General features: G+C 61.1%; 22 protein-coding genes. 3 read left to right on the forward strand and 19 right to left on the reverse strand.

The genetic code is table 11. From position 1 onward, the window contains the following. The first annotated feature begins 181 nt into the window (after positions 1–181). Together BLV41_RS11110 and idi are read left to right on the forward strand one after the other, a co-directional pair. Complete coding sequence (locus BLV41_RS11110; RefSeq protein ID WP_074711687.1) at positions 182–1,996, forward strand: hypothetical protein; 1,815 nt, start codon at positions 182–184, stop codon at positions 1,994–1,996. A 37-nt stretch (positions 1,997–2,033) separates the two neighbouring features. Continuing rightward, positions 2,034–2,591, forward strand: a complete 558-nt coding sequence (idi, locus tag BLV41_RS11115; RefSeq protein WP_074711688.1) for an isopentenyl-diphosphate Delta-isomerase — start codon at positions 2,034–2,036, stop codon at positions 2,589–2,591. Here idi and BLV41_RS11120 read toward each other — a convergent pair. The 12 genes from BLV41_RS11120 to BLV41_RS23035 form a co-directional block, all read right to left on the reverse strand. Next, positions 2,588–3,427, reverse strand: a complete 840-nt coding sequence (locus tag BLV41_RS11120; RefSeq protein ID WP_074711689.1) for an SDR family NAD(P)-dependent oxidoreductase — start codon at positions 3,425–3,427, stop codon at positions 2,588–2,590. The genes idi and BLV41_RS11120 overlap by 4 nt on opposite strands. A 10-nt stretch (positions 3,428–3,437) precedes the next feature. Next, a complete protein-coding gene (locus BLV41_RS11125) occupies positions 3,438–4,145 on the reverse strand; it encodes a hypothetical protein (RefSeq protein ID WP_074711690.1) in 708 nt (235 codons plus the stop codon). A gap of 73 nt (positions 4,146–4,218) precedes the next feature. Then, positions 4,219–4,956: a TetR/AcrR family transcriptional regulator gene (locus BLV41_RS11130; protein WP_074711691.1), complete on the reverse strand. Its 738-nt coding sequence runs from the start codon at positions 4,954–4,956 to the stop codon at positions 4,219–4,221. 10 nt (positions 4,957–4,966) lie between these two features. Further along, a complete protein-coding gene (locus BLV41_RS11135; RefSeq protein ID WP_074711692.1) occupies positions 4,967–5,770 on the reverse strand; it encodes a triose-phosphate isomerase family protein in 804 nt (267 codons plus the stop codon). A 35-nt stretch (positions 5,771–5,805) separates the two neighbouring features. Next, on the reverse strand, positions 5,806–7,155 hold the full coding sequence (locus BLV41_RS11140) for an MFS transporter (RefSeq protein ID WP_044577096.1): 1,350 nt from the start codon (positions 7,153–7,155) through the stop codon (positions 5,806–5,808). Positions 7,156–7,347: 192 nt separating this feature from the next. Beyond that, positions 7,348–8,127 (reverse strand): SDR family NAD(P)-dependent oxidoreductase, encoded by a 780-nt coding sequence (locus BLV41_RS11145; protein WP_044577095.1) that lies wholly within the window; start codon positions 8,125–8,127, stop codon positions 7,348–7,350. A gap of 35 nt (positions 8,128–8,162) precedes the next feature. Continuing rightward, positions 8,163–9,140 carry a 3-hydroxyacyl-CoA dehydrogenase family protein gene (locus BLV41_RS11150; RefSeq protein ID WP_044577094.1) on the reverse strand — a complete coding sequence of 326 codons (978 nt, stop codon included), beginning with the start codon at positions 9,138–9,140 and terminating at the stop codon, positions 8,163–8,165. A 2-nt stretch (positions 9,141–9,142) separates the two neighbouring features. Next, positions 9,143–9,631 carry a ribose-5-phosphate isomerase gene (locus BLV41_RS11155; protein WP_074711693.1) on the reverse strand — a complete coding sequence of 163 codons (489 nt, stop codon included), beginning with the start codon at positions 9,629–9,631 and terminating at the stop codon, positions 9,143–9,145. After that, on the reverse strand, positions 9,628–11,370 hold the full coding sequence (dhaL, locus tag BLV41_RS11160) for a dihydroxyacetone kinase subunit DhaL (RefSeq protein WP_074711694.1): 1,743 nt from the start codon (positions 11,368–11,370) through the stop codon (positions 9,628–9,630). The genes BLV41_RS11155 and dhaL overlap by 4 nt, the downstream gene beginning before the upstream one ends. A gap of 16 nt (positions 11,371–11,386) precedes the next feature. Continuing rightward, a complete protein-coding gene (locus tag BLV41_RS11165) occupies positions 11,387–12,394 on the reverse strand; it encodes a sugar phosphate isomerase/epimerase family protein (protein WP_074711695.1) in 1,008 nt (335 codons plus the stop codon). A 345-nt stretch (positions 12,395–12,739) separates the two neighbouring features. Then, positions 12,740–13,441 (reverse strand): GntR family transcriptional regulator, encoded by a 702-nt coding sequence (locus BLV41_RS11170; RefSeq protein WP_074711696.1) that lies wholly within the window; start codon positions 13,439–13,441, stop codon positions 12,740–12,742. A gap of 19 nt (positions 13,442–13,460) precedes the next feature. Continuing rightward, positions 13,461–13,874 carry a hypothetical protein gene (locus tag BLV41_RS23035; protein WP_425284274.1) on the reverse strand — a complete coding sequence of 138 codons (414 nt, stop codon included), beginning with the start codon at positions 13,872–13,874 and terminating at the stop codon, positions 13,461–13,463. Positions 13,875–13,950: 76 nt separating this feature from the next. On the opposite strand from BLV41_RS23035, the gene BLV41_RS11175 reads away from it, so the two are divergent. Further along, positions 13,951–14,670, forward strand: a complete 720-nt coding sequence (locus tag BLV41_RS11175; RefSeq protein ID WP_425284275.1) for a hypothetical protein — start codon at positions 13,951–13,953, stop codon at positions 14,668–14,670. A gap of 45 nt (positions 14,671–14,715) precedes the next feature. Here BLV41_RS11175 and BLV41_RS11180 read toward each other — a convergent pair whose 3' ends face one another. The 7 genes from BLV41_RS11180 to BLV41_RS22515 all read right to left on the reverse strand — a co-directional run bounded on the left by BLV41_RS11180 (position 14,716) and on the right by BLV41_RS22515 (position 22,359). Beyond that, the gene (locus BLV41_RS11180) at positions 14,716–15,405 is read right to left on the reverse strand and encodes an FMN reductase (protein ID WP_139244301.1); all 690 of its coding nucleotides are present in this window, start codon (positions 15,403–15,405) and stop codon (positions 14,716–14,718) included. A gap of 55 nt (positions 15,406–15,460) precedes the next feature. Next, on the reverse strand, positions 15,461–16,972 hold the full coding sequence (locus tag BLV41_RS11185; RefSeq protein WP_074711699.1) for an amino acid permease: 1,512 nt from the start codon (positions 16,970–16,972) through the stop codon (positions 15,461–15,463). A 52-nt stretch (positions 16,973–17,024) separates the two neighbouring features. Further along, positions 17,025–18,458, reverse strand: coding sequence for an aspartate ammonia-lyase (gene aspA, locus BLV41_RS11190; RefSeq protein WP_139244302.1), 1,434 nt, complete (start codon positions 18,456–18,458; stop codon positions 17,025–17,027). A gap of 63 nt (positions 18,459–18,521) precedes the next feature. Continuing rightward, positions 18,522–19,490: an asparaginase gene (locus BLV41_RS11195; protein WP_074711700.1), complete on the reverse strand. Its 969-nt coding sequence runs from the start codon at positions 19,488–19,490 to the stop codon at positions 18,522–18,524. Continuing rightward, entirely contained in the window at positions 19,487–20,194 is a 708-nt protein-coding gene (locus tag BLV41_RS11200; protein ID WP_074711701.1) for a FadR/GntR family transcriptional regulator, read from the reverse strand. Before BLV41_RS11200 ends, BLV41_RS11195 begins: the two co-directional genes overlap by 4 nt. A gap of 185 nt (positions 20,195–20,379) precedes the next feature. Beyond that, positions 20,380–21,534 carry a tetratricopeptide repeat protein gene (locus BLV41_RS22510; RefSeq protein ID WP_244516862.1) on the reverse strand — a complete coding sequence of 385 codons (1,155 nt, stop codon included), beginning with the start codon at positions 21,532–21,534 and terminating at the stop codon, positions 20,380–20,382. A 3-nt stretch (positions 21,535–21,537) separates the two neighbouring features. Beyond that, complete coding sequence (locus tag BLV41_RS22515; protein ID WP_244516864.1) at positions 21,538–22,359, reverse strand: DUF5107 domain-containing protein; 822 nt, start codon at positions 22,357–22,359, stop codon at positions 21,538–21,540. Positions 22,360–22,402 lie beyond the last annotated feature (43 nt).

A 22,402-nucleotide genomic window follows, 5' to 3' on the forward strand; every position in this document is an offset into this window, starting at 1 on the left:
GCGCGTGCCGCGGGGAATGTGGCCTCCGCAGCAAGAGTCACACAGGACTTCATCGTGGGGCGCGAGTTCAAAATTCTCTCCCTCACTGCGTAACCCAAGGAAGTTTGACGGGTTCGTTCCGCGCCGTCGTTGTAAGGTAAGTCACTAGCACCCTCCGACAAGGCTGACGGAAAGGAACCTCATGCCTGCGCAGAAAAACAGGAACAGGTTCCACCCGCCCGAAGAAGCGGTGCAATCTGTTCCTGTTGTCGCAGAGGTTCATCACTTGGGCGGCAGCGCCTTGGCCCGCCATTTGGTGGATCCGCATCGCAGCCACACCGCCGTAATCGTTTCCTATAAACTCGGCGATTCAGTCCGCATCGATGCCGGGGCAGTTGCCGCCCAGGTGGGACCCGAGACCGAGGTTTTTGAGATCGCCAACGGCTTTGAAACCCGCCAGTTGGAACGGGGGTTGCCGGATGAATTGCACATCTACGGCACCGGCGCGCGCGTCTATCCACACGGACTCCAGTGGGCAGCCAAGACACCACGACCGCACTTGATCCACCGTGCGTCTGAGCTGGCCGCCCTGTACCGCGATCTCGAGAATGAGGTGCTTGCGGCCGTGCCCGTTGAGCCGCCCCAGTCATTGGTCACCGCCCAGCTGCCCATCATTACCGAGGCCGTGGTTCAGGGATTCGCCGGCACGGACAGGGCCATGGTCACGATTGCGGCGGGCGGCGAGAATGCCCTCATCCGGGGCGAGGACCTCCTGCCCGGGATCCCGCTCGACTGGCTCATCAGCAAGGGCCAAAAGCTGTCCGGTTTGCTCGACCCGAGCACGAATGTTTTGGACATCAAGGCTCTGCTGCTACCGCGCGCCTCACCCGTGACCGTCTACAAGCACGGCGATGTGGCGCTGGCCCGCGTCAAATTCGTCTGCCCCACCCACGCCACGGTGTACCTGTGGCCCAATAGCGATTTCCGCATCGGCGTGGAAAGGATCTCCTCCAACGATCTGGACTCCGCCGAAGACCTCCTGACCGAAGGCGAAGTGGTGCGGGTCCGGGTTCTCTACGAACACGGCGCCGTACGGCTGTCCATGCTTGACGTGGACGACGACGAACAAGCCGCCCCAGCCCCACCCCTCCTCCGCGGCGGGCCGCCATGGCTCGAAAGCCGCAGGCCCTACGCGAGCCTTTTCACGAGCGGCATGCCCGTGGTGCAAGGCACCCTCAGCGTGCCCGAGGCCAACCGCGAAAGCGGACCCTCCGGCGTCGAACATGAAAAAACGGAGGTGGTGGCTACTTCCGCCGAGCGGCGCACGGCCCTGCAAAGCACCCAAATGCAGCTGGAGACGGCGCGCCGAACCATCGCTGAGCTGATGTCCGCCGCCAAAAAACAAGGCGCAACCGACCAGGTGGCCCGGGCATTGCAGGATCAATTGGAAGACGAACGCCAAGCGGCTGCGGATTTGGCGCGGGAACGCAACACGGCGATCCACCAGATTGATGCGCTCAAGGGCGAACTGGCCAAGGCGAAGGCCTCCCTGGTGCAGTTGAGGCAAAAGCGGCGGTCGGCCAGTTCACGGACCGAAAGCGCCCCGGAGACGTTGTTCCTGGACCCGGCAGAGCAGTTCAACTTTGACTTGGTCAACGCGTGGGCGCAGGTTGTTCCTGCCGCGGACAAGTCCGCCCATCCGCTGCGGGAATACAGCTGCAGCCCGCAATTTCTGGCGTCGTGGGAACAGCTGACGGAACAACAGCGCGGGAAAACGTTGCGTGCCGTGCTGGATCTGGTGGCCGATCGCAAGGGCCCGCTTCGCAAACGTGAACCGCATCTGCTCAGGGTCAATGAAGGTGCCCATGCCGGCGTCACGCTGCGTGGCGAGGATGTGTGTTGGCGCCTCTACGTTGAACAGGGCACCGCGGCGGCGCTGAGACTGCACTATTGGAAACTGGGTTCCGGCGGCCTTGAGCTCCATGAGGTGGTCCCGCACGACGTGGTGAAACCATAGACTTAAGGGACACGCGCTAGAAGGAGCTGGTCCCACCATGGGTGAAAACATTGAGCTGGTCAGGTTGTTGGACGACGCCGGTGAAGAAATTGGGACCGCTGACAAGGCCCTGGTCCACACCACCAACACTCCCCTGCACCTGGCCTTTTCGTGCCACCTCTTGGATTCGCAGGGGCGCACCCTCCTGACCCGCCGGGCACTGTCAAAGCTGACCTGGCCTGGGGTATGGACCAATTCGTTCTGCGGCCATCCCGCGCCCGGGGAATCCTTCGAGGAAGCCATCATCCGCCGTGCCGCCGTGGAATTGAATATCACGGTGACCGGTATCCAGCCCGCGCTCCCCCACTTCCGCTACCGCGCCGTGGACGCCTCGGGCATTGTTGAGAATGAAATCTGCCCCGTGTACACGGCCATCTACGAAGGCGATGGCACCATAGACCCGAACCCCGATGAAATCTGTGATTGGGCCTGGGCGGATGTGGTTGACGTGGAAGAAGCCGTCTCGGCAACGCCCTTCGCCTTTAGCCCGTGGCTCGTGGAACAACTCTCCGAAGGCGTCTACACCGGCGGGCGTTTCCCCACACAGCGAGGCTAAACGGCGTCGTTCGTTTCGAAGGCAGCAATCATGGCTGCGCTACGATCCCACAACTGCACGGCCAGCGTGGGATCAGCCGCCGTCTTCGTCACGCGAGTGACCTTGCGCTTGGAATAGTATTCGCCCGCAGTCCAGTCCACGCCGGGCTCACTGTTGGCCAGCCAGATGAGGGTGTCAGCGCCTTGCACCGGGCTGATCATAAAGCTCTGGGACATCAAGCCATAGGCAAACTTGATGAACCCGGCGGCTTCGGAGGCAAAATTGCTTCCTACGATTCCCGGGTGGAAAGCTGCTGCATTAATACCAAGGCTTCCATAGCGACGCTGCAATTCCTTGGTGAAGAGGATATTGGCCAGCTTCGCGTTCCCATAGGCGGCGTTGGCGCTGTAGCGTTTTTCCGCGTCTAGATCGTCAATGTTGAACTTGGCCATCAACCTGTGCGCGGCGCTGGAGGTGTTGATGATTCTCGCTTGGCTGGCCACCAAGGTATCCATGAGCGCCGTGGTGAGCAGAAAAGGTGCCAGGTGGTTGACCTGAAAAGTCTTCTCATGCCCATCCACCGTCACCTCATGCGGACCCATCACGCCGCCAGCATTGTTCGCCAGCACATCGATGCGCGGATACTTTTGCTCAAGTGCCAACGCCAGCGTCTTGACCTGGGACAGATCCGTGAAATCGGCCAGGAAGTAATCCGCTCCCAGCTCGGCTGCAATGGCCTTGGTTTTCTCCGGCGAACGGCCCACGAGAACCAACTCGTCACCAAAACCGGCCTGAATCCTTGCTGCAGCGGCACCGATCCCGTCGCTGGCCCCCGTGATAACAATGGTGCGTGACATAGCGTTGTCCTTACTTGGAACCGTCAATCATGCGGGCTACTTTTTGTTCTAGTGCGGCAACGGTAACATCCGGCAGCACGATCAAACCGTCCAGTTCCTTGCGGGCGCGTTTGTATGCCGTTTGGCGTTCAGCCGGGCTGGCACCTTCGTTTTCGGCGATCTTGACTAGTTTCCTGGCCGTTCCCAAACGCTGGCGTTCAGCCTCGCTGAAGCCCGAGTCCTTGATCCTGTGAGCTTCCTTCTCTGCCACCTCAAACGCCACCACATACGCGTTCACGGCATTGCGGTAATCGTCCCAGCGGCTCTTGGCAGAGATCTCGGCGCCATCGAGCGGCCGCAAGGCATCGGCGTCGCGCTTTGCCCTGAGAAAAGCCACTGTCAGCGGCTCGCGAACATCACTCATCATGGGGAAATCGATCATCTTGGCAACATCGAGTTCGTAGCTGAGCCAACGCCTGTTGACGGCGTCGTGCTCGGTTTTGATGTTGGCGACGTCGGCGGCCGAGTAACCATCAGACGGCGCGGCAAGTTCGACGGCGGCAGGCTTGTAAGAGGAGACGTCCAGACCCGCGACTTCCGGATGCTGCAACTTGTACAACTCAATTTTTCGCTGATGGACGCGCTCCCGGCTGGCGGCCAGCGCCCTGAAACCTCCAGCAGCCATACCGCCAAGGGGAATGAGAACCCACCAGTAACCAAGAATTTCGGGAAAGGGCATGGCTTCATCGTGCCACTTGGCGGACGGTGCGCCAATAATTACCGGCGGCGCGTTGACACAATTGACGGGCCCACTATTTACCTGCGAGAACCCGAACTCCGGTGGACGCGTTGGAAATCAACTGATACGCCGCTTCCGTGATCTGTTTGGTGTTGGCGGTTGTCCCCCCACGCAATGCATCCAGGAGCATGTTATTGACCCCGCCCACCATGGCGACTCCTGTCAGCCGGGCAAGTTCAAAGACATCGGCAAGGGAATCGTCCTCGTCGCTGGCATCTTCGGCAGCCTCAGAATCCACCCCTCCGAGAAGCAACACCAGCCGGCTCGACTCCGCAGCGAACTTGGTCATTGAATGGTGGCGTTTAGCTTCCAACTCTGGGGAAATACCCACGATCTCCACCAAGATGATCTGGGCGTGGCGCGGATCAACCAGGTTGAAGTTGACCACGGTTTCCATTCCCGCGCGAACGGATTCGGTCAGCGTCCTACCCGGCAGCCGAGTTACGTGGATTACTTGGCGCATCAGTTCAGAAGACAGATGGTCATAGACCGAGGTGAGCAATTGTTCACGGGATGCGAAGGATTCGTAAAAGTAACGCTCACTCAGGCCCGCACTTTGACATAACGTCTTGATCTTGGAGGCGGCATAGCCAATGGTGCCAAAAACCTCGATGCCTGCCTCAATCAGGCGTCCGCGCCGTTCCAGGGCCCGGTCCTCGGATCGCAGGCCTGAATATACCCTGCCAAAAGCAACACCGGCGGCCTGTTCATCCGGGGTGGTATTACCTTGCCTTGGCGCCTGGGGTGTCATCTGCCCAATCTTAGTGGACGTTGCCTTGCTCCGCCGCTGCCAGCGCTTCATCAAGAACTGTGCCAAAGTTTGTGGCATCATGGGCAAATCTGCCAAGGAACAGCCCCGAAACTTGGTCCAGCTGTGGCAGGAGCCCCGGCTTGGCCGATCCCCCATAAATGATGGGCAGCTCCCCCACTCCCTGTAATTGCAGAAGAGCCCGCAGGGCCTTAACCACGGCAGAAATGTAGGCGGCCTGGGCCGGTTTGTCCGCACCGATCGCCCACACGGGCTCGTAGGCGATGATCAATGATCCGGTTGCCGTCCAATCCCCTCCTGTTGCAGCGGAAATTTGCCCGTACACCACAGCAGCAGCATCCGCCGGTTCCGCACGCTCCAATTCGCCCACGCACAGCAACGGTGTGATTCCGGCTGCCACGGCGGCTGTTACCTTCTTGGCCACCATGGCGTTGTCCTCATGAAAATAACGACGCCGTTCGGCATGCCCCAGTTCAACCAGGGAGACACCAAGTTCGGCCAACATCGAGGGTGCTACCTCGCCGGTCCACGGCCCGTCAGCCCACCCCGCATTTTGTGCGCCCAGAATGAGCGGGGACCCGGCAATGACCTCCGCCGCGGCAGGCAAGACTGGGTGGGAAGGGATCACAAACGGGACCACCCGCCCGGCTGCTAGAGCCGGGCGGGTGTCCACCTCATGACGCACGGCCCGCAACCAGCGCAGGCTCTCTGCATAGCCCATGTACATCTTGGTGCTGACACCTACGTACCGGGTTGTGGGCCGGTGGTGGGAGTCTGCGGGAACGTTGTGCGCCACTGTTTATCTTCTTTCAGGATCCTGGTTGCTGCGATTTACTTCTCGAGCAGGTCATCAGCCTTGCTCTTGAATCGGCGGGTTCCCCACATCATCAGCGCTGCCACAAATGGCAGGATGCCCAGGGCAACAATTCCCATGGCTCCGGATTCTGAAGCAAACGTTTCATTGATGCTGTTGCGCATGATAGGTGCCACGAAACCGCCTAGGTTACCCAAGGAGTTGATGAGGCCAATGCCGGCCGCCGCGGCCGTTCCGGTAAGGAATGCCGTGGGGTAGGACCAGGTGATGGGTCCAATTGCGAGGAAGCTGCAAACTGCGAGGGTGATGAAAATGATGCCCATGGCAGGGAGGTTGTTGGCCCCGGCCCATGCCGAACCAATGATGCACACGCCGGTGGAGACGAACAGCCAGGTGCCCAATACCCGCCGCCGGATAACCGTTGTTGCGTACCGGCCGATCAAGATGCAGGCGAACATTCCGAAGAACCACGGCACGGCCGCGAGCAGCCCAACTGTCATGCCCACTTTTTGGCCGGTCAACTGGGCCACCTGCTGCGGAAGGTAGAAGGTCACACCGTAAACGGCGATCTGCAGGCAGAAGTAGATGATGGTGAAGTACCAAACGCGGCCGCTGGAAAGTGCCGCCCGGACGCCCGTGGGGCCGGATTCCTTCTTGATGGAATCTTCCTGTTTCATGGCATTCGTAAGGGCGTCCTTCTCATCTTGGCGGAGCCACTTCGCCTTCTGCGGTCCATCGATGAGCAGGAAGAAGGCAAAGACGCCGGCAATGATCGCCAGAGATCCTTCAACGAAGAACATGACCTGCCAGCCGTGAACGCTGGGCACCTTGTCGCCAATATTGATCAGCCAGCCCGAGAGCGGCGAGCCAATAACCTGCGAGAACGGCTGAGCCAGGTAGAAGATGGCGAACATCTTCACCCGGTGCTTGTTGGGGAACCACTCGGCCAGGTACATGATGACGCCTGGAAACAATCCGGCTTCGGTCACACCGAGAAGGAAACGAAGGACAATGAAGGACGTGTCGCCCTGAACGAAGGCGAAGCACGCTGACACGATGCCCCAGGTGATGGCAATGCGGGCCAGCCAGAATTTGGCGCCAACCTTCTTCATCATCAAGTTGCTGGGGATTTCAAAGATCGCGTAACCGATGAAGAAGATACCGGCACCGAGGGCATATGCTCCGGAGGAGATGCCCCGGTCCATCTCAAGTGCGGCTTCTGCGAAGCCAACATTGGTGCGGTCCAGGAAAGCGACGATGTACAGGATGACCAGCATTGGCATGAGCCGGAAGGTCGCCTTGGAAATTGCTGATTTCAACGCCGGTGATTCCAGCGCCTTCTTATCGTGCAGTAGTTCAACAGCCATAGGAAACTCCTCATTGAGTCAAAACTTTGAAAACTTCTTCTCTCACGCGTGTAGTGATGAACGCGGATGGGGTGGGTTAGCGCGGGTAGGTCATCATGACGATGGCGACGCCACAGATAAGAATCCCAACCAGCAGGTATACCTTGCGGGACATGCTCCACTTGGTGGAGTTCGGCTCATTCATGGGCACTCCTAGTGCATGTAGAGTCCGCCATCCACATTCAACGTCTGCCCGGAGATGTATCCGGTGTCCTCGCTGATCAAGAAGTGGATGGCAGTGGCGATGTCGCGGGGGGTTCCCACACGGTTGACGACCAAGTCCTTGACCAGGTCATCCTTGCGTTCTTGAGAAAGGGTCCCGCCCATGATGTCTGTGTCGATGGGGCCGGGTGAGATCGCATTGACGGTGATGTCGTAGGGGCCCAGCTCGCGTGCCGTGGATCGGGTCAATCCGATGACGCCGGCCTTGGCAACGGAGTAGGGCGTCTTGGAGAACGTTCCGCCGCCGCGCTGGGCTGAAACGGAGGAGATGTTCACGATCCGGCCGATCCGGTTCTTCACCATGGTCTCGGCAACGCGGCGGGTGGCGTAGTGGACACCGTTGAGGTTGATGCCCATGACGCGGTTCCACTCGGCCGGTTCCAGCTCCAGGTATCCGACGGGCGAGCTGACGCCGGCAACGTTGGCCAATGCAACGATCTGCGGCAGCTGGGCCTCCAGCTCGTCAATGGCACTGCGCACGGACGCCTCATCACCGATGTTGGCGCCAACACCATGAGCCTTGACGCCGAACTCGGCGGCGAGCGAAGCGGCAACGCTCTTGCAGGCGGCATCGTCGAGGTCGATGATGCCAATGTTCCAGCCGTTTTCGGCCAAATAGTTGACAGTGGCCCTGCCAATACCGCGTTCAGAGACCGCGCCGGTGACGATGGCGGTGCGTTGTTCGGGGAACTTTACGGAAGTTTCAGACATGGTTGCTCCTAAGAATGTGTTGTGTTGCCGGCCTGTTAGTGAATCGGCGCGGGGCCAAGGTCTTCCAGCAATGCCGACATGGCTACATAGGCCTTGTTCCGGTAAGCGATGAGTTCGGCAGTCCGCTCGGCCGGGACGTTCAAGAAGCCGGCGCCGGTTTTGGTGCCCAGCTTCCCGGCGTCGACCAGGTCACTGAGGATTTTCGGTGTGGCAAAGCGTTCGGGGAACCCGGTCTGCAGGGACTTGTAGCAGAAGTCGTAGACATCCAGCCCTGCCATGTCGGCAATCGCGAAGGGGCCAAAGAACGGCAAGCGGAAGCCGAAGGTCGTGCGGACCAGGGTGTCGACGTCGTCCGCTGTGGCAATCCCCTGCTCAACCAACTGGGCTGCCTCGTGGAACAGCGCGTACTGGAGGCGGTTCAGGACGAAGCCAGTGACATCCTTGACCACGGCGGTTTGCTTGCCAGTTGAGTGGACCATGTCGCGCGCCGCACCCACCGTGGCACTGGAGGTTTCAGCGTGAGGGATGATTTCCACACCGGGGATGAACGGTGAAGGGTTGGAGAAGTGAACGCCAAGGAAGCGCTCCGGGTTGATCACGGGCTCGGCCAGGTCCGCGATGGAGATGGTGGAGGTGTTGGAGCCGATGATGGCGTCCGGGCGGGCAGCTGCGCTGATGCGGGCCAGCGTTGCATGCTTGATTGCGAGAACTTCCGGCACGGCTTCCTCGATGAAGTCCGCGTTGGCGACAGCTTCCTCGATGTCCTTGGCAGCCCAGAGATTTTTGCGCAGCGTCTCGGTGGCACCCTCCGGGAACAAGCCGTCGGCCACGAACTGGTCGGACTCCACCAGCAGGCGCTCGTAGTTCTTCGCCGCGATCTCGGCAGAGACATCGGCGAGCGCCACGCGGGCACCGCCCAAAGCCAGCACCTGGGCGATTCCGCCGCCCATGTAGCCTGATCCCACAACGGCGAACTGCAACTGCTTTTCGGTGTTTTCTACGTTGTTACTCATGGTCAGACTGCTTTCGTGTAAATGGGTTCGTATGAGCAGATGGCTTCAACTTTTTCCGCCGATGCCGATGCACTGTCAAAGGTGTAGGACAGCCATTCGGTGACCAATTTCTTGGCCAGCTCCAGGCCGATGACTCGCTGCCCCATGGTGAGAACCTGGGCGTTGTTGCTCAGTACGGACCTCTCCACGGAATAGCTGTCGTGTGCTGTGACCGCCCGAATTCCCGGGACCTTGTTGGCGGCAATGGCGACCCCCAGCCCGGTGCCGCAAACCAGCAGCGCCCTGTCCGCTTCTCCGTCAGCAACCTTACGTGCCGCATCCACGGCTACGTGCGGGTAGGCCCGGGAATCGTTGCTTCCCACCCCAATATCCACCACGGAGTGGACGCGGGGATCTGCTTCGAGCAGGGCCAGGAACGCGTTCTTGTATTCGACGCCGGCCTCATCGTTTCCGACAACAATCCGGTAGCCGGTTTCTTTCGTGGTGCTCATGCTGGCATCCCACTTTCCAAGAGTTCGTTTTCAAGGTGTTGACCCAATCGCTCGACGATCAGGCCGAAGGAGACTGCCCCGGGATCGGGGTGTCCAAGGCTTTTTTCTGCCAGGGGGCGGGCCCGGCCCTTCAAGGGACGCAACAAGGATGTGGCCTTGGCGGCCTCCTGAGAGACTCCGGCGGCTTCCTTGAGTGCCTCCACCAAGGTGGCTCCCATGGACAGGGAGGCGATGAAGGAATCGCGGAATGGCACAATCGCATCCACCATGGTCTTATCCCCTGGCTCTGCCTTACCCAGGGTGGTGATGGCGTTGGTAAACGCGCCAACCACCACGGCAGCATCTTGGCTGGAGTAGGAATCCTTGTTTCCCAGCGCGGTTGCGGCGGCGATGAATGCCGTGCCCCACAAGGCACCGGAGGTTCCGCCGGCCTTTTCAGACCAGGCTTCACCGGCCGCTGTCAGTACCGCGGCAATGGATGCGCCGCCGTCGAGCTCGGCCGTCTTTTGTGCCGCAGCGGTAGCTGCGTCAACGCCACGGCGCATACCGATGCCGTGGTCGCCGTCGCCGGCAATGGCATCCAGGTTGCCCAGGGCTTCTTCGTGTTCCATGACAACGTCCCGGATGGCCGAGACCGCTGTGACGGCCTGCAGGCCCAACGCGGCGGCGGCCGGAGTAGGGACGTCCAGCTGGGCAGCGGCGGCTTGGGTCTGGGCAGCCAAAGTCCGCTGCGCACGGGGCGCCGCATTGCCCTTGCGGAAGGCGGGCGTGTCAGCCGGTGCGGCCCAGTATTCCTTGAGTTCGGTATCCAGCCACAGCAGCGTCAGGGACAGCCCGGACATGTCCAGGCTCGTCACCAATTCACCACATTCGGGCTCCACAACGCTCAATCCTGCCGCGCTGAGGAGCTTCTCGACCTTGCCAAACAAGAGGAACAGCTCGTCATATTTGACTGTTCCCAATCCGTTGACGATGGCAACCACTTCGGTGCCGGCGTCGTCGGGCTTGTCCGCCAGCAGTCGTGAAACCAGCAGCTCAGCCAGCTCGGACGCCGTCGGCATGGGGTGTTCGGAGATGCCCGGCTCACCGTGAATGCCCAAGCCCAGCGCCATCTTTCCTGCGGGAACTTCGAAGAGCGCTTGGTCCGCGCCGGGCAGGGTGCAGCCGTCAAACGCGACGCCGAGCGAGCGTGTGCGGTAGTTGGCCTTGATGGCGAGGCGTTCCACCTCATCCAGGTTCAGGCCCGCTTCGGCAGCAGCTCCTGCGATCTTGAAGACGGTCAAGTCCCCGGCAATGCCCCGGCGCTTCTGCCATTCGGTGATGGGTGCACTGGCGATGTCGTCTGTCACCACCACGGTGCGGGTTTCGATGCCCTCGGCGTTGAGCCGCACCTGAGCCTGGCCAAAGTGCAGGACGTCGCCTGCGTAGTTGCCATAACTGAGCAGTACGCCGCCGTTCATCGCGGCCGCCTTGGCCACCCGGTAGATCTGTCCGGCAGCTGGCGAGGCGAACATATTGCCGCAGGCCGAACCTGCCGCAAGCCCGGCCCCCACCAAACCAGCGAACGCCGGGTAGTGGCCGGATCCGCCACCAACAACCAAGGAAACCTGTCCCGGGGTCATCTCGGTGGAACGAACCACACCGCCATCCACACGTGCAACATAGTGCCGGTTTGCCGCAACGAAACCGTCAAGGGCATCGTCCGCAAACTCCGCGGGGTTGTCGAATATTTGAGTCATGATTCCTCCTTATGTCCTAGACGGTGAGCAGTGTTGCGGCAGAGAGGGGAAGCTGGCGTCCCTGTGCGACCTGGCTGGTGCCCAGTGTGTAGCCGTCGGTCTTCGGCAGGACCTGTGAGCGCAGGTAGTCCTGGTTGCTGGCCGTCACGCTGAGGCCGTCTCCGCCGTAGTGCTCGGTGCAGATGATGCCCTGGTAACCAACCGAAAGCGCCACCTTGAACGCGTCGCGGTAGCTGATCAGTCCGCTTTCCATGGGTGCCGGCATGGCGGTGTAGTTGCCGCGGGCCACGTTCTCGTCACGGATGTAGTTCTTGACGTGCCAGTAGTTCGCGTACGGCAAGGTCTTGGCAACAACTTCACGCCAGTCCTCAATGGGACGGTGCAGGCGAATCAAGTTTCCAATGTCCGGGTTCAGGCCAACGTTGGCCAGATCGATGTCCTGGACCAGCTGAACCGAGGAATCGGCGGTGCCCAGGTAGGTGTCCTCGTACATTTCCAAGGAGAGCAGAAGTCCTGCGTCGGCTGCGTGCTGGCCCAATTCGCGCAGGCGGGTCACGGCCTTGTTCCAGGTTTCCGTGTCTCCTACCGGATCCGTATGGCCCTGAACTGTCCAGAACCAGAGCTGCTTCTGCTGCTCCGCAGTCAGCGCCTGGTGAAGGCCAAAGGAAACCACTTCACAGCCCAAGGCGGCGGCCGCATCTATGGTGCGGTGACTGTAGGCCAAGTTGTCTTCCCAGTTGGCCTCATCAATGACGCTGCGGCGAATCGCGGAGATCACCGGGATTCCGATGCCCACATGATTCGCTGCTGCCTTGAATTCCTCAAGCCGGGATTCGCTCAGATCGCCGGGGCGCACCCAGCTGTCGGTGAGGTCGGCGTTGGCAAAGCCGGCATCCTTGACCTCTTGGAATACGTCACCCCAGACGGAAGCCTCTGCATCGTTGATGTGGACGCCGGCTGCGCTGGTGCCCGGGAACTGCAGCAGGGCTGCGGTGATGGGCCAGTTCTCTGCGGTGTAAGCCATGTCTTTCACTCCCTTGTGATGAATCCTGTTTCCTATAGGATCTACTATTGTGAAGGCGAGCGGATATGTCAAGCGTCACAGTCATCTGGGCTTTTGAAGGTTCGGCATTCACCCTCTCAGGGCGGGTGCCGCTGACTTTCACTGCGTAGTGAACGAGGGAAAATACGCGTCCATCCGCGAAATCATCGGCTTCCAGGCCTTGATACGGCCTCGTGGAAGTGTTGAGCCGCGTGGCCTCGTCACAATTGGGTTTGTGGGCGCTCTGGGACTGCTGGCTGCGCCACGGCACAAAAAAGCCCGCCGTGTCATGTTTACACGGCGGGCTTGAAGAATTAGCGCGCAGTTTTACGCGCCAGCCGCTCCAGACGCATCTGGAGCGTCCGCCATGGCTCGAGCGCGGACGTTGCAGACATGTTCAGCCATCTTGGCAGCAGCATCGTCCGCGTCACCCCGGCGCAAGGCATCGAAAATTGCGTGGTGCTCCGAGATCGCATGATTGGCATCCGTGATGCCCACGCCGCTGAACAATCGGAATCGCTGCACCTGACCACCCAGCGCGTTGTACGCCGCGAGCAAAAACGGATTTCCGGCATTCTCGGCGATCAAGCGATGGAAGCGTTCATCGGCATCAAAATAGTCGCGAAACTCGGCAAATGAGGGTCCCCGTGGCGCTGTTTCCAGAGCACGGATGGACTGCTCCAGGGCAGCCATGGTCTGCTCCGTCATCCGCTCACTGGCCAGCTTGGTGTTGACAGGTTCAATCACCAGCCTGGCTTCCATGAGCTGGGCAAGCTCCTCCGCGGTCGACACCGGAGCCACTTTGTATCCCTTGAGCGCCACGCGCTGCACCAGCCCCGTGTGCTCCAACCGCGCCAACGCTTCCCGAACAGGCGTGGGCGAAACCTCTAAATCGCGGGCGGTGCCATCGATACTCACCGAATCGCCCGGCATCAGGCGCCCGTCCATGAGCGATTCCAGGATCTCGTCATAAACGTGGTCTGCCAACACTTGGCGGTTGACAGCATGGGATCCGGGGGATGACTTCATGAGGCAAACCCTATAGGATTCAACGCCACTTGGCGGAATTGGCAATCGCCGTCGCAGAGCATGTGACCACTTGCTGATCACAACAGCGGCACCGGCGGTCGGCACCCAACGCCGCGGCCGGCGTCGCACCTTGGAAAATGGGGCTGGCGATCGTGGAAGAATGGCAGTGATTCACGATGACAGCGAGCACAGTACCAACCCAGAAGCAGCAGGGCGGCCAGCCGGAGAAGCCGCTCCCTGCAGCCAAGCGCACCCACCAAATTCCGGATGTGCCACGGCGGATGTTCTTCCTGACTATGGGTACGGCGGCCGTAACCACCGCCTTCCAAGGCAATATCACCGCCGATGCCATGCTCACCGATCGCACCCAATATCGCGTAACAACGCCGAACAACGAGGAAAACAAGACAGCGGCCGCACGCTTCCCTGGCAAAACCTGGTACCTGTTGGGCGGGTTTCGGGTCAGTTACCGCGACACCGGGAGGAAGCTCGACGCGCTGCAGCCGGCCATGAATGAGCGCGCCCCCGCCTCCTACATTGGCTACTCCAATGACGGGATTGATATTGCCCAGCTCTTCATTGCCATTCGACGGGATGTGTTTGAGCGGAAAATCGACACGGTGTACTTCTACGGCGACAGCTTTGGCGGCATGGTCTCGGTGGTGTTGGGGTCGTTACTGACCCAAATTGGGCTCACCGTGAAGCTGATTGTGATGGGTTCGAGCCCCAGCAATGTGGCCGACACCCTTGATCCGGGCAAGGAATACATCTCGCTCGCCGGCCAAGTTGTCCCGTATCTGGGCGTGCTGGGGCGATTGGGGGCGGGGCTGTGGGCCGGGTTGGCCAACCCGAATGGTCAGGGCATGTACAGCGCCGCCCGGCATGGGATCGCCAACTCCTTCGACCTGAACAACAATTCGCTCATCCTCAGTACCAGCCAGGCCACCTTCTTGCAGGCTTTCCCGAGACAGTACGACGGCGGAATCCCCACGTCCACCGGCATCGGGCTTCTGTACGACCCCGAGGACTTCATTGTTGATGCCGCAGCGGCAACCCGCGGCTGGGAAGCCCTGCTGCCGAGGAATCCACGGTTTGCCTACAACGTCTCCCATACGGGGCACGCTAGTCCGGAGATCAATCCCGAGCTCTACCGGACGGCGTTGAGCGTGGTGCTGGATCAGCTTGACCCGCCCCCGATGACCTCCAAGCCGGTCCAGCCGATCTTCTAGCGCGAACCGCACGTCAGCGTGGATCAACACAAAGGGCAACCCTCGTTAGCGGCGTTGAGTTTGTGCCAGCAGTTCCTCGAAGGGCAGCGACGTCATCTCGCTCATTTCTCGCTGGGCACGCTTTTCCTTGTGGTCCACGAACACTGCCTGCGGCCCCTCCTGTGCAGAACCCTTCGCAGATCCGGCCGAAGCACCGATGGCCAGCACGGCGGCCAACTCCCCCGCACCCTGGCTAATGCGGCGTTCGAGCGTGTTGCTACCGGCGCCACCCCAGTCCTCGGGCGATGCGTAGATGGCCGTGGGCATGGTGTTGGCGCGAAGGTAGCTGAACAGCGGCCGGATGGACATGTCCAGGACCAGTGAGTGGCGCGATGACCCTCCCGTGGCACCAAACAGCACGGGCATGCCGTCAAGGAACTTCGGGTCCAGCACATCGAAGAAGGACTTGAACAGCCCACTGTAGGAGGCGCTGAAGGTAGGGGTCACGGCAATCATGGCGTCCGCGGCTTCAACACGCTTAACCACCTCGGCAAGCGCGGGCCCTGCATATCCGGAGACCATGTTGTTGGCGATGTCCGTGGCGTAGTTGCGCAGGTCAATCACGTCCAGGACGGCCGTAACACCCATTGCCTGCAGCTGCGACTGGACCTCGGCGCCCAACTGATCCGCCAACATGCGGGTGGAGGAAGGGACGCCGAGACCTGCCGAAATGACTACTACGGTACGCTGCATTATGACTCCTTAGTTCATGCGTTTGCATCTAACTGAGTCAACAGCGCCCTCGCCGCAGTTATTCCCCGGTGCTTGTGTGGTGGGCCTTGACGGGGTGCCCGTGGGTATCGGTGTGGCGGGCCGCAGCGATTTCATTGATCCGGCCTCGACTGAGGTACCAGCCAATGATGAGTGCCGGAATGATCACAACCACAGAGCCAATGGTCCAGGTTCCAACCGGGCTGTCGAACGCCATCAGAACCAGCACGGCCAGCAGGAACGCCAGTGTCAGGTAGCCGGTGTACGGGGCGCCGATCATCCGGAATGCCGGGCGAACAGCCTGCCCCTTTTGCGTCAGCCGGAACAGCGCCAGCTGGCAGAGCACGATCATGCCCCACGAGGCGATGATGCCCAAAGCGGCCATGTTCAAAACAATCTCGAACGCCTGGGCAGGAACCACGGCGTTCAAGATGACACCAAGGAACGCTACCGCGGCCGTGAGCAGGATGCCACCATAAGGGACGCCGCTCTTGTTAAGTTTGGCCGTGAACTTCGGCGCCGAACCGGACAACGCCATGGAGCGCAGGATACGGCCCGTGGAATACAGCCCGGCGTTCAGAGAGGACAGTGCCGCGGTCAAGACCACCAGGTTCATGATGGAGTCGATCCCCTCAACACCGATGGAGCCGAAGAAGGTCACGAACGGACTCTCCCCAGCCTTGTACGCGGTGTACGGCAGCAGCAGTGAAAGCAGAACAAGCGAACCAACGTAGAAGACGGCAATGCGGATGATGACCGTGTTGATGGCCTTCGGCATGACCTTTTCGGGGTTCTGGGTTTCACCGGCCGCCGTACCAATCAACTCAATCGATGCGTACGCAAACACCACGCCCTGCATGACCACAACCACCGGCAGGAGCCCATTCGGGAAGAATCCGCCATTGTCAGTAATCAGGCTGAAGCCGACCTGCTGACCCTCAACGGGGGTTCCGAAGATGACGAAATACGTGCCAACCAGCAGGAAGGAAACCAGTGCCACCACCTTGATCAGCGCAAACCAGAATTCCAATTCACCAAAGACCTTGACCGAAACCAGGTTCAGCCCCAGCACCAGCAACAAGGCACCGAGCGCCCACACCCACTGCGGCACGGACCCGATCCACGGAACATATTTGGAGAAGAAGTGCATGTAAAGCGCGACGGCGGTGATGTCAACGATCGCTGTCATGGCCCAGTTCAGCCAGTACAACCAGCCGGAGACGAAGGCGGCCTTCTCACCGAAAAACTCACGTGCGTACGAGACAAACGAACCCGAGGAGGGCCGGTGAATAACCAGCTCACCCAGCGCCCGCAGGATCAGGAAGGCAAAGAAACCACAAACCGCGTAGCTAAACATCAGCGCCGGGCCCGCTCCGGCCAAGCGCCCACCGGCGCCCATGAACAGCCCGGTACCGATGGCGCCACCAATGGCGATCATCTGGATCTGGCGGGACTTCAGGCCCTTGTGCAGCCCGGCGTCCTCAGCCGTCAATGCTGCGTTGGGCGTATCTTGAACCAAGTCAGAAGTTTTTGTTTTTTCCGTGTGTTGCATGGTGGAAATCCTTTTCGTGAGGCGCCGCCGGCATCATTGCCGTGCAGCAGTGTCAGTCGCCCAGATTGGCGAGGTGTTCCGGTCGCAATAATTCATTGAGTTGTTCGGCGGTGAGCAGCTTGTGCTCCAGGACGAGCTCGGCAACACCTCGTCCGGTGGCCAGCGCCTCAAGGGCAATGGCCGTTGAGGTGGTGTAGCCCAGACGCGGGTTGAGCGCAGTGACCAGGCCGATGGAGTGTTCCACCTGGGCCCGCAGCTTGTCCTCGTGGGCGGTGATGCCGCGGATGCACTTGTCTGCCAGGGTGATGCACGCAGCCTCAAGGTGGCGCATGCTCTTGGTCAGGCTGTGCACAATGATGGGCTCAAAGGCGTTGAGCTGGAGTTGCCCGCCTTCGGCCGCCATGGTGATGGTGACGTCGTTGCCAATGACCTCGTAGGCCACCTGGTTGACCACTTCCGGGATCACCGGGTTGATCTTGCCAGGCATGATGGAGGACCCTGCCTGCACGGCCGGCAGGGTGATTTCGCCAAAGCCTGCGCGCGGTCCTGAGGAGAGCAGCCGCAGATCGTTGCAAATCTTGGACAGCTTTACTGCCACACGCTTGAGGACGCCCGAGAGGTGCACGAAAGCGCCGACGTCGGACGTGGCTTCGATGAGGTCAATGGAGGTTGTCAGCGGAAGACCGGAGATTTCAGCCAGATGGCGGCACGCCAAGGCCGAGTAGCCCACGGGAGCGTTGAGCCCGGTACCAATGGCGGTGGCGCCGAGGTTGATCTCGTGCACCAGCAGCGTGGATTCGGCCAGGCGCGCCCGGTCCTCCCCCATGGTTACCGCATAGGTGTTGAATTCCTGTCCCAGCGTCATGGGCACGGCGTCTTGCAACTGTGTGCGGCCCATTTTCACAACGGTCCGGAATTCCACGGCCTTCGCCGCAAACGCGTCGCAAAGGTACTCCATGGCAACCACCAAAGACTTCGCACCAAAGATCGTCGCCACATTAACAGCTGTTGGGTACACGTCATTGGTGGACTGGCTCAGGTTGACGTGGTCGTTGGGGTGCAGGAACTGGTACTCGCCTTTTTGGTGGCCCAGGATTTCCAGGGCCCGGTTGGCGATGACCTCGTTCGCGTTCATGTTCGACGACGTCCCGGCACCACCCTGGATAACGTCCACCACAAACTGGTCATGCAGTTTCCCGGCAATAATTTCCTTGCAGGCGGCGATGATGGCTCCTGCGCGCAGATCATCCAACAAACCAAGCTCATGGTTGGCCTGGGCGGCTGCCTGCTTGACCATGGCCAAGCCGGTGACGAGGTGGGTGTTGCTGCTCAGCGTGGTTCCCGTAATGGGGAAGTTCTCTACAGCCCGCAGGGTGTGCACGCCCCAATAGGCGTCCACGGGGATGTCTCGATCGCCAATGAGATCGTGCTCACTGCGGGTCAGGACAGGATCGGATACCGGGTTGTTGGAAATGCTCTCAGACATGGTTCTCCTTGGTGGTGGCGCATCGTTGCGCGACAGGAATCTTGCTTGGAATTTTGTGGAAAATTAGCTGGTGGGTGGAAGTGCGCGCAGTTCGCCCACACGGAGGCCGCCACCGTAGACGGGCAGGTGGTTGAAGGGCGCCAAGAGCACCGGATCCACTCCCATGGCCAACAAGGCCGGGACTGCCGCGGGCATCCTGGCACGGTCGCCGCCGTCGGAAATCTTCAGCGCCAGCGCGGCACCATCGGCGAGGGCAATGACCTGAATACCCTCGAAACCGTCTTTGGCCAGCAGCCCGGGAACGGCATCCATCAGGGCTGTGACGTCGCGCCCTTCTCCGGCCACCATCACCGGGTGGGCACGCATGGCATCGGCCACCCGACGCTCGGGCGTGCCAGGCTCGGCGGTCACCATGCGGCTGAAGGCCCTGGCCATGCCTGTCAGTGACAGCCCAAAAACTTCGGTGCCGCAGCCGTCCGTGCTGGTCACGGTCAGTTCCTCACCGGTCAAATCGGCGACAACCTCGCGAACGAGTGTGGGCAGCGGGTGCTCTGGATGCAAATAGCTCTCCAAGGGCCAGCCATTCTTGACGCAGGTGGCCAACAACGCGGCGTGCTTGCCGGAGCAGTTCTGGGCCAGCTGGGTGCGTCCCTTGCCGGCGTTCAGCCAGGCCGTCTGTTCGGAGACACCGTAGGGCAAATCCGTGGAGTTGCGAAGATCCCCAGGCACCAGCCCCGCATCGGCGAGGATCTTGGCGGCTGTCTCCTGGTGCCGGTCCGAGCCGGAATGGCTGGCCGCGGCGAGGGCGAGCTGATCAGCAGGAAGGTCCAAGCCGGCGCGCAGCATGGCCACGGCCATGAGTGGTTTCAGCGCCGATCGGGGATACACGCGGGCACCGGGCTCTCCGCGCGAAACCAGGCTCCCGCCGTCGGCGGCGATGGCAGCAAGTGAACCGAAGTGGACGCTTTCCACCATGTCGCCGCGGGTTTGCACGGCGAGGGGTTCGTGGGCGGGAAATTGCTGGTTCGTCATGCTTTTTTTGCTCCCGTAATGATGCTGAGTGCGGCATCCACCGCGTTCAGGTGGACGGCCATGGCGCGGCCGGCCGCTTCGGTGTCACTGTTGGCGATTGCGTCAAAGATCAGCTTGTGTTCGGTGTTTGATGTGCTTGCGCGCCCGGTGATCAGGTTGATGGTTTCGGACTGCTTGGCCATGGCGTCGCGGATGTCATTGACCACGCGCTCGAAGACGTCGTTGCCGCTGGCTTTGGCGATGGCCGCGTGGAAGCTGGCATCCAGGTTGACCCAGATTTCAGGATCGTCTTCCTCGGCCATGAGTGCCAAGATGCCGCGCATCTGATCGAGTTCCTCGGCGGTGCGTCTGGTGGCGGCGAATTCGGCGGCGGGCACCTCAATATGAGGGCGGGACTCCATGAGACTTCGCGCCGAGTACTGGCCCAGGACCAGATTACTGGTGGCCCGGTTGGCAATGACAAAGGTTCCCTTGCCGGTGAGGGTTTCCGTCAGGCCAAGTGCCGTACAGGATCTCAACGCCTCGCGGATAACGGAGCGGCTGACACCGTATTGCTGGGCCAGCGTGGTTTCGGAGCTGAGTTTGCTGCCAAGGTGCAACTCACCGCTTTCAATGGCTGCGCGAATGGCCTTGAAGACGGCTTCGGCGGCACTGACCCGGACAATGGGCCCTTGTCCTGCTGTCCAGTTGTCTGACAGGTTCATAATGGAAACTATGACACGCCTCACAACTGCCTGTCAATACAGACGCTCGCTCACTAGCGGGGACTTTTCGGGCAACGCTCGCTCAGCAATGGGCGGAAATGGCGCAACGCTCTCGCGCTATGCTGAGCGAGCGTTCCGGAAATACGCCCCTCTACTGAGCGAGCGTCGAGAGGAAAGATGCCGGGCTAGAGCATGCTGAACTGGTACTCCGGCGGAACCTCCTCGCCCGGGCATACCCGGCGCCACAGATCCGTAAGCGAATTGGCCCCTTCGCGAAGATCCGCAACTACAATTCCGTCTCGGAGAAGCTCCGCCGCTTCCTCGTCCCGATCAAGATCTGCCAGCGCTCTCGCCCGTAGGAACTTGACGCGCCCGATGGCCTTCAGACGCTCCGGAGCCTGGCCAAGCAACGTCAACACCATCTCGGGTCGGCCGTTGTCCGCTGCACAGGCCATTGCTTCCACCAACAATTCTCGACGGTCCGGTTCCAAGGCGCAGGCTGCCTCCAACTCGGCCAACCCTGCTTCAATTTCGCCAGCCGTCAGCAACGCTTGGCCAAGGCCACGGCGCGCAACCGCCATGCTCCACGGGCTCAGCGGGATTTCATCGGCAGAGGAACCATCCAGCGCCCACCGGTAAGTCTCAATCACAGCGACCATCCCCACGGCAGTAGGCGGCGTTTGCGCGTGAAGCATCGTCGCCAAGTGCATCGCCGCCTCGGCGCTGGGAGCCGCCGTCAGCAATTCTTCCCAATCCGCCCCTCGAACAAACGATTCCGCCCCGAAAAACGGCTCCCCGATTTGCTTCGCGAGCAGTTCCAGCCATGGTTGCTGGGCTGCCGTCAGCGTTTCCGTCCCAAACGGCGTCCCGGTCTCGTCGATCCACTCCATCTGCGCATGCCGGCGGCGCTCCCGCTCCAAGGCACCCCAACCGTTGCCAGCCACAAGGAATTCCGACGGCGGCAGATCGGCCCAGCGGCCGGCGTCGGCCATGGCATTCGCCAACGCCTGCTCAGAAATCAGCGCCGCCACGCGCTCGGCCCCGTGGGCTACGGCCGTTTCCCAGGGTCCGGCTGCGAGCGCGGGATCCAGCTCCGCGTTGCCATAGGCCTCAACCCATTGCCAGCTGGCACCTGCGGGCATGGGCACATGCTCGAATTGGGTTTGCGCCAGTCCGGCTTGAATCTCGGCGTAGTGACGCGGATGGCCGTCCATGGAGGGTGTGAGCCATTCCTGCCACCGATGCCCGCCAGTGTTCTCGCCCCACACGAACAATTTCCGCCCGCGCAGTTGTGCCGAGGAAACCAGTGCCAGGCCGTCCCCGTCAGCGTCGGTGGCCACTTCTCAACGCCGCTCCTCGGGGGCAATGTCGAAGAAGAAGTCGGCCGCCCGCTTGTTTCGGTCCGGCCAGGTGGCATCGGAACCGTGGAAATCGGTGGGCTTCAGCCTGGTCATGGACCCGTCGTAATCGGTGGCGTAGGCGTGGGTTGCGGGGGCCAGCACACGCGTCTGCGGAGTCTGCGGCACGGCGGCGTTGGTCCACCAGTACATGGGCACGGTTTCGGCGTTGGGGTTGCGGATGCGCACAGCCACAAGTAGCACCTTGGAATCCTCCGGCAGCCACGCGTCGATCTGAAAAACAACCTCACGCAGGCGGTCAAACTCCCACATCCGCAACAAATCCAGGCCGTCGGGCGTGCGGACTACGGCGGCATGCAGCGGGGCACACGTGGTGGGTGAGTGGCCCCGCGTGCCGATGTTGTACTCAATCCCACCGGCAAACCAGGCGTTGCGCAGAGCCAGGTTGGCAAACTGAATCCGGTCTTGCGTGTGAAGCAGTGACTTGCCGCTCGCCTTGTCCGTCAGCTCCCAGAGCCGCCCGCCCAGTTGCGGCAGGAAGCTCGCCTTCACATGCTCGTTTTCAAGCACGACGCCGGTCAGCGCGGTTGCGCTGGTATCCCTCGTGTAGTTCTCCTGCATGGGATAGGGATAAATATTGGGGGCCTTGCCCCACCGCACTCCCGCGGCAACCTCCTCCGGTATCCCGTCCCCCAGTGTGTAGGGCGGTTCAAGCAATGCCTGCACCGACGGCATGAACGACTCCTCGCCCAGCTCTGCCAGTTCGATGGTCAGGGATGTGACGGTGAGAGTGGAGGCAAGGCTCATTCGGAGCTCCAATCACGGGGCAAGTGTCAGCGGCATGAAATTG

The sequence above is a fragment of the Arthrobacter alpinus genome, assembly GCF_900105965.1.
GTDB lineage: Bacteria > Actinomycetota > Actinomycetes > Actinomycetales > Micrococcaceae > Specibacter > Specibacter alpinus.

Excerpts from the sequence above, each read along its gene's own strand:
- BLV41_RS11155 (WP_074711693.1), bottom strand. The coding sequence starts at position 9,631 with ATGAGCACCACGAAAGAAACCGGCTACCGGATTGTTGTCGGAAACGAT.
- BLV41_RS11125 (WP_074711690.1), bottom strand. The coding sequence starts at position 4,145 with ATGCCCTTTCCCGAAATTCTTGGTTACTGGTGGGTTCTCATTCCCCTT.
- BLV41_RS11120 (WP_074711689.1), bottom strand. The coding sequence starts at position 3,427 with ATGTCACGCACCATTGTTATCACGGGGGCCAGCGACGGGATCGGTGCC.
- BLV41_RS11110 (WP_074711687.1), top strand. The coding sequence starts at position 182 with ATGCCTGCGCAGAAAAACAGGAACAGGTTCCACCCGCCCGAAGAAGCG.
- BLV41_RS11185 (WP_074711699.1), bottom strand. The coding sequence starts at position 16,972 with ATGCAACACACGGAAAAAACAAAAACTTCTGACTTGGTTCAAGATACG.
- idi (WP_074711688.1), top strand. The coding sequence starts at position 2,034 with ATGGGTGAAAACATTGAGCTGGTCAGGTTGTTGGACGACGCCGGTGAA.
- aspA (WP_139244302.1), bottom strand. The coding sequence starts at position 18,458 with ATGTCTGAGAGCATTTCCAACAACCCGGTATCCGATCCTGTCCTGACC.
- dhaL (WP_074711694.1), bottom strand. The coding sequence starts at position 11,370 with ATGACTCAAATATTCGACAACCCCGCGGAGTTTGCGGACGATGCCCTT.
- BLV41_RS11130 (WP_074711691.1), bottom strand. The coding sequence starts at position 4,956 with ATGACACCCCAGGCGCCAAGGCAAGGTAATACCACCCCGGATGAACAG.
- BLV41_RS11165 (WP_074711695.1), bottom strand. The coding sequence starts at position 12,394 with ATGGCTTACACCGCAGAGAACTGGCCCATCACCGCAGCCCTGCTGCAG.
- BLV41_RS11140 (WP_044577096.1), bottom strand. The coding sequence starts at position 7,155 with ATGGCTGTTGAACTACTGCACGATAAGAAGGCGCTGGAATCACCGGCG.
- BLV41_RS11170 (WP_074711696.1), bottom strand. The coding sequence starts at position 13,441 with ATGAAGTCATCCCCCGGATCCCATGCTGTCAACCGCCAAGTGTTGGCA.
- BLV41_RS11200 (WP_074711701.1), bottom strand. The coding sequence starts at position 20,194 with ATGAACCTGTCAGACAACTGGACAGCAGGACAAGGGCCCATTGTCCGG.
- BLV41_RS11175 (WP_425284275.1), top strand. The coding sequence starts at position 13,951 with ATGAATGAGCGCGCCCCCGCCTCCTACATTGGCTACTCCAATGACGGG.
- BLV41_RS11195 (WP_074711700.1), bottom strand. The coding sequence starts at position 19,490 with ATGACGAACCAGCAATTTCCCGCCCACGAACCCCTCGCCGTGCAAACC.
- BLV41_RS11145 (WP_044577095.1), bottom strand. The coding sequence starts at position 8,127 with ATGTCTGAAACTTCCGTAAAGTTCCCCGAACAACGCACCGCCATCGTC.
- BLV41_RS22515 (WP_244516864.1), bottom strand. The coding sequence starts at position 22,359 with ATGAGCCTTGCCTCCACTCTCACCGTCACATCCCTGACCATCGAACTG.
- BLV41_RS11150 (WP_044577094.1), bottom strand. The coding sequence starts at position 9,140 with ATGAGTAACAACGTAGAAAACACCGAAAAGCAGTTGCAGTTCGCCGTT.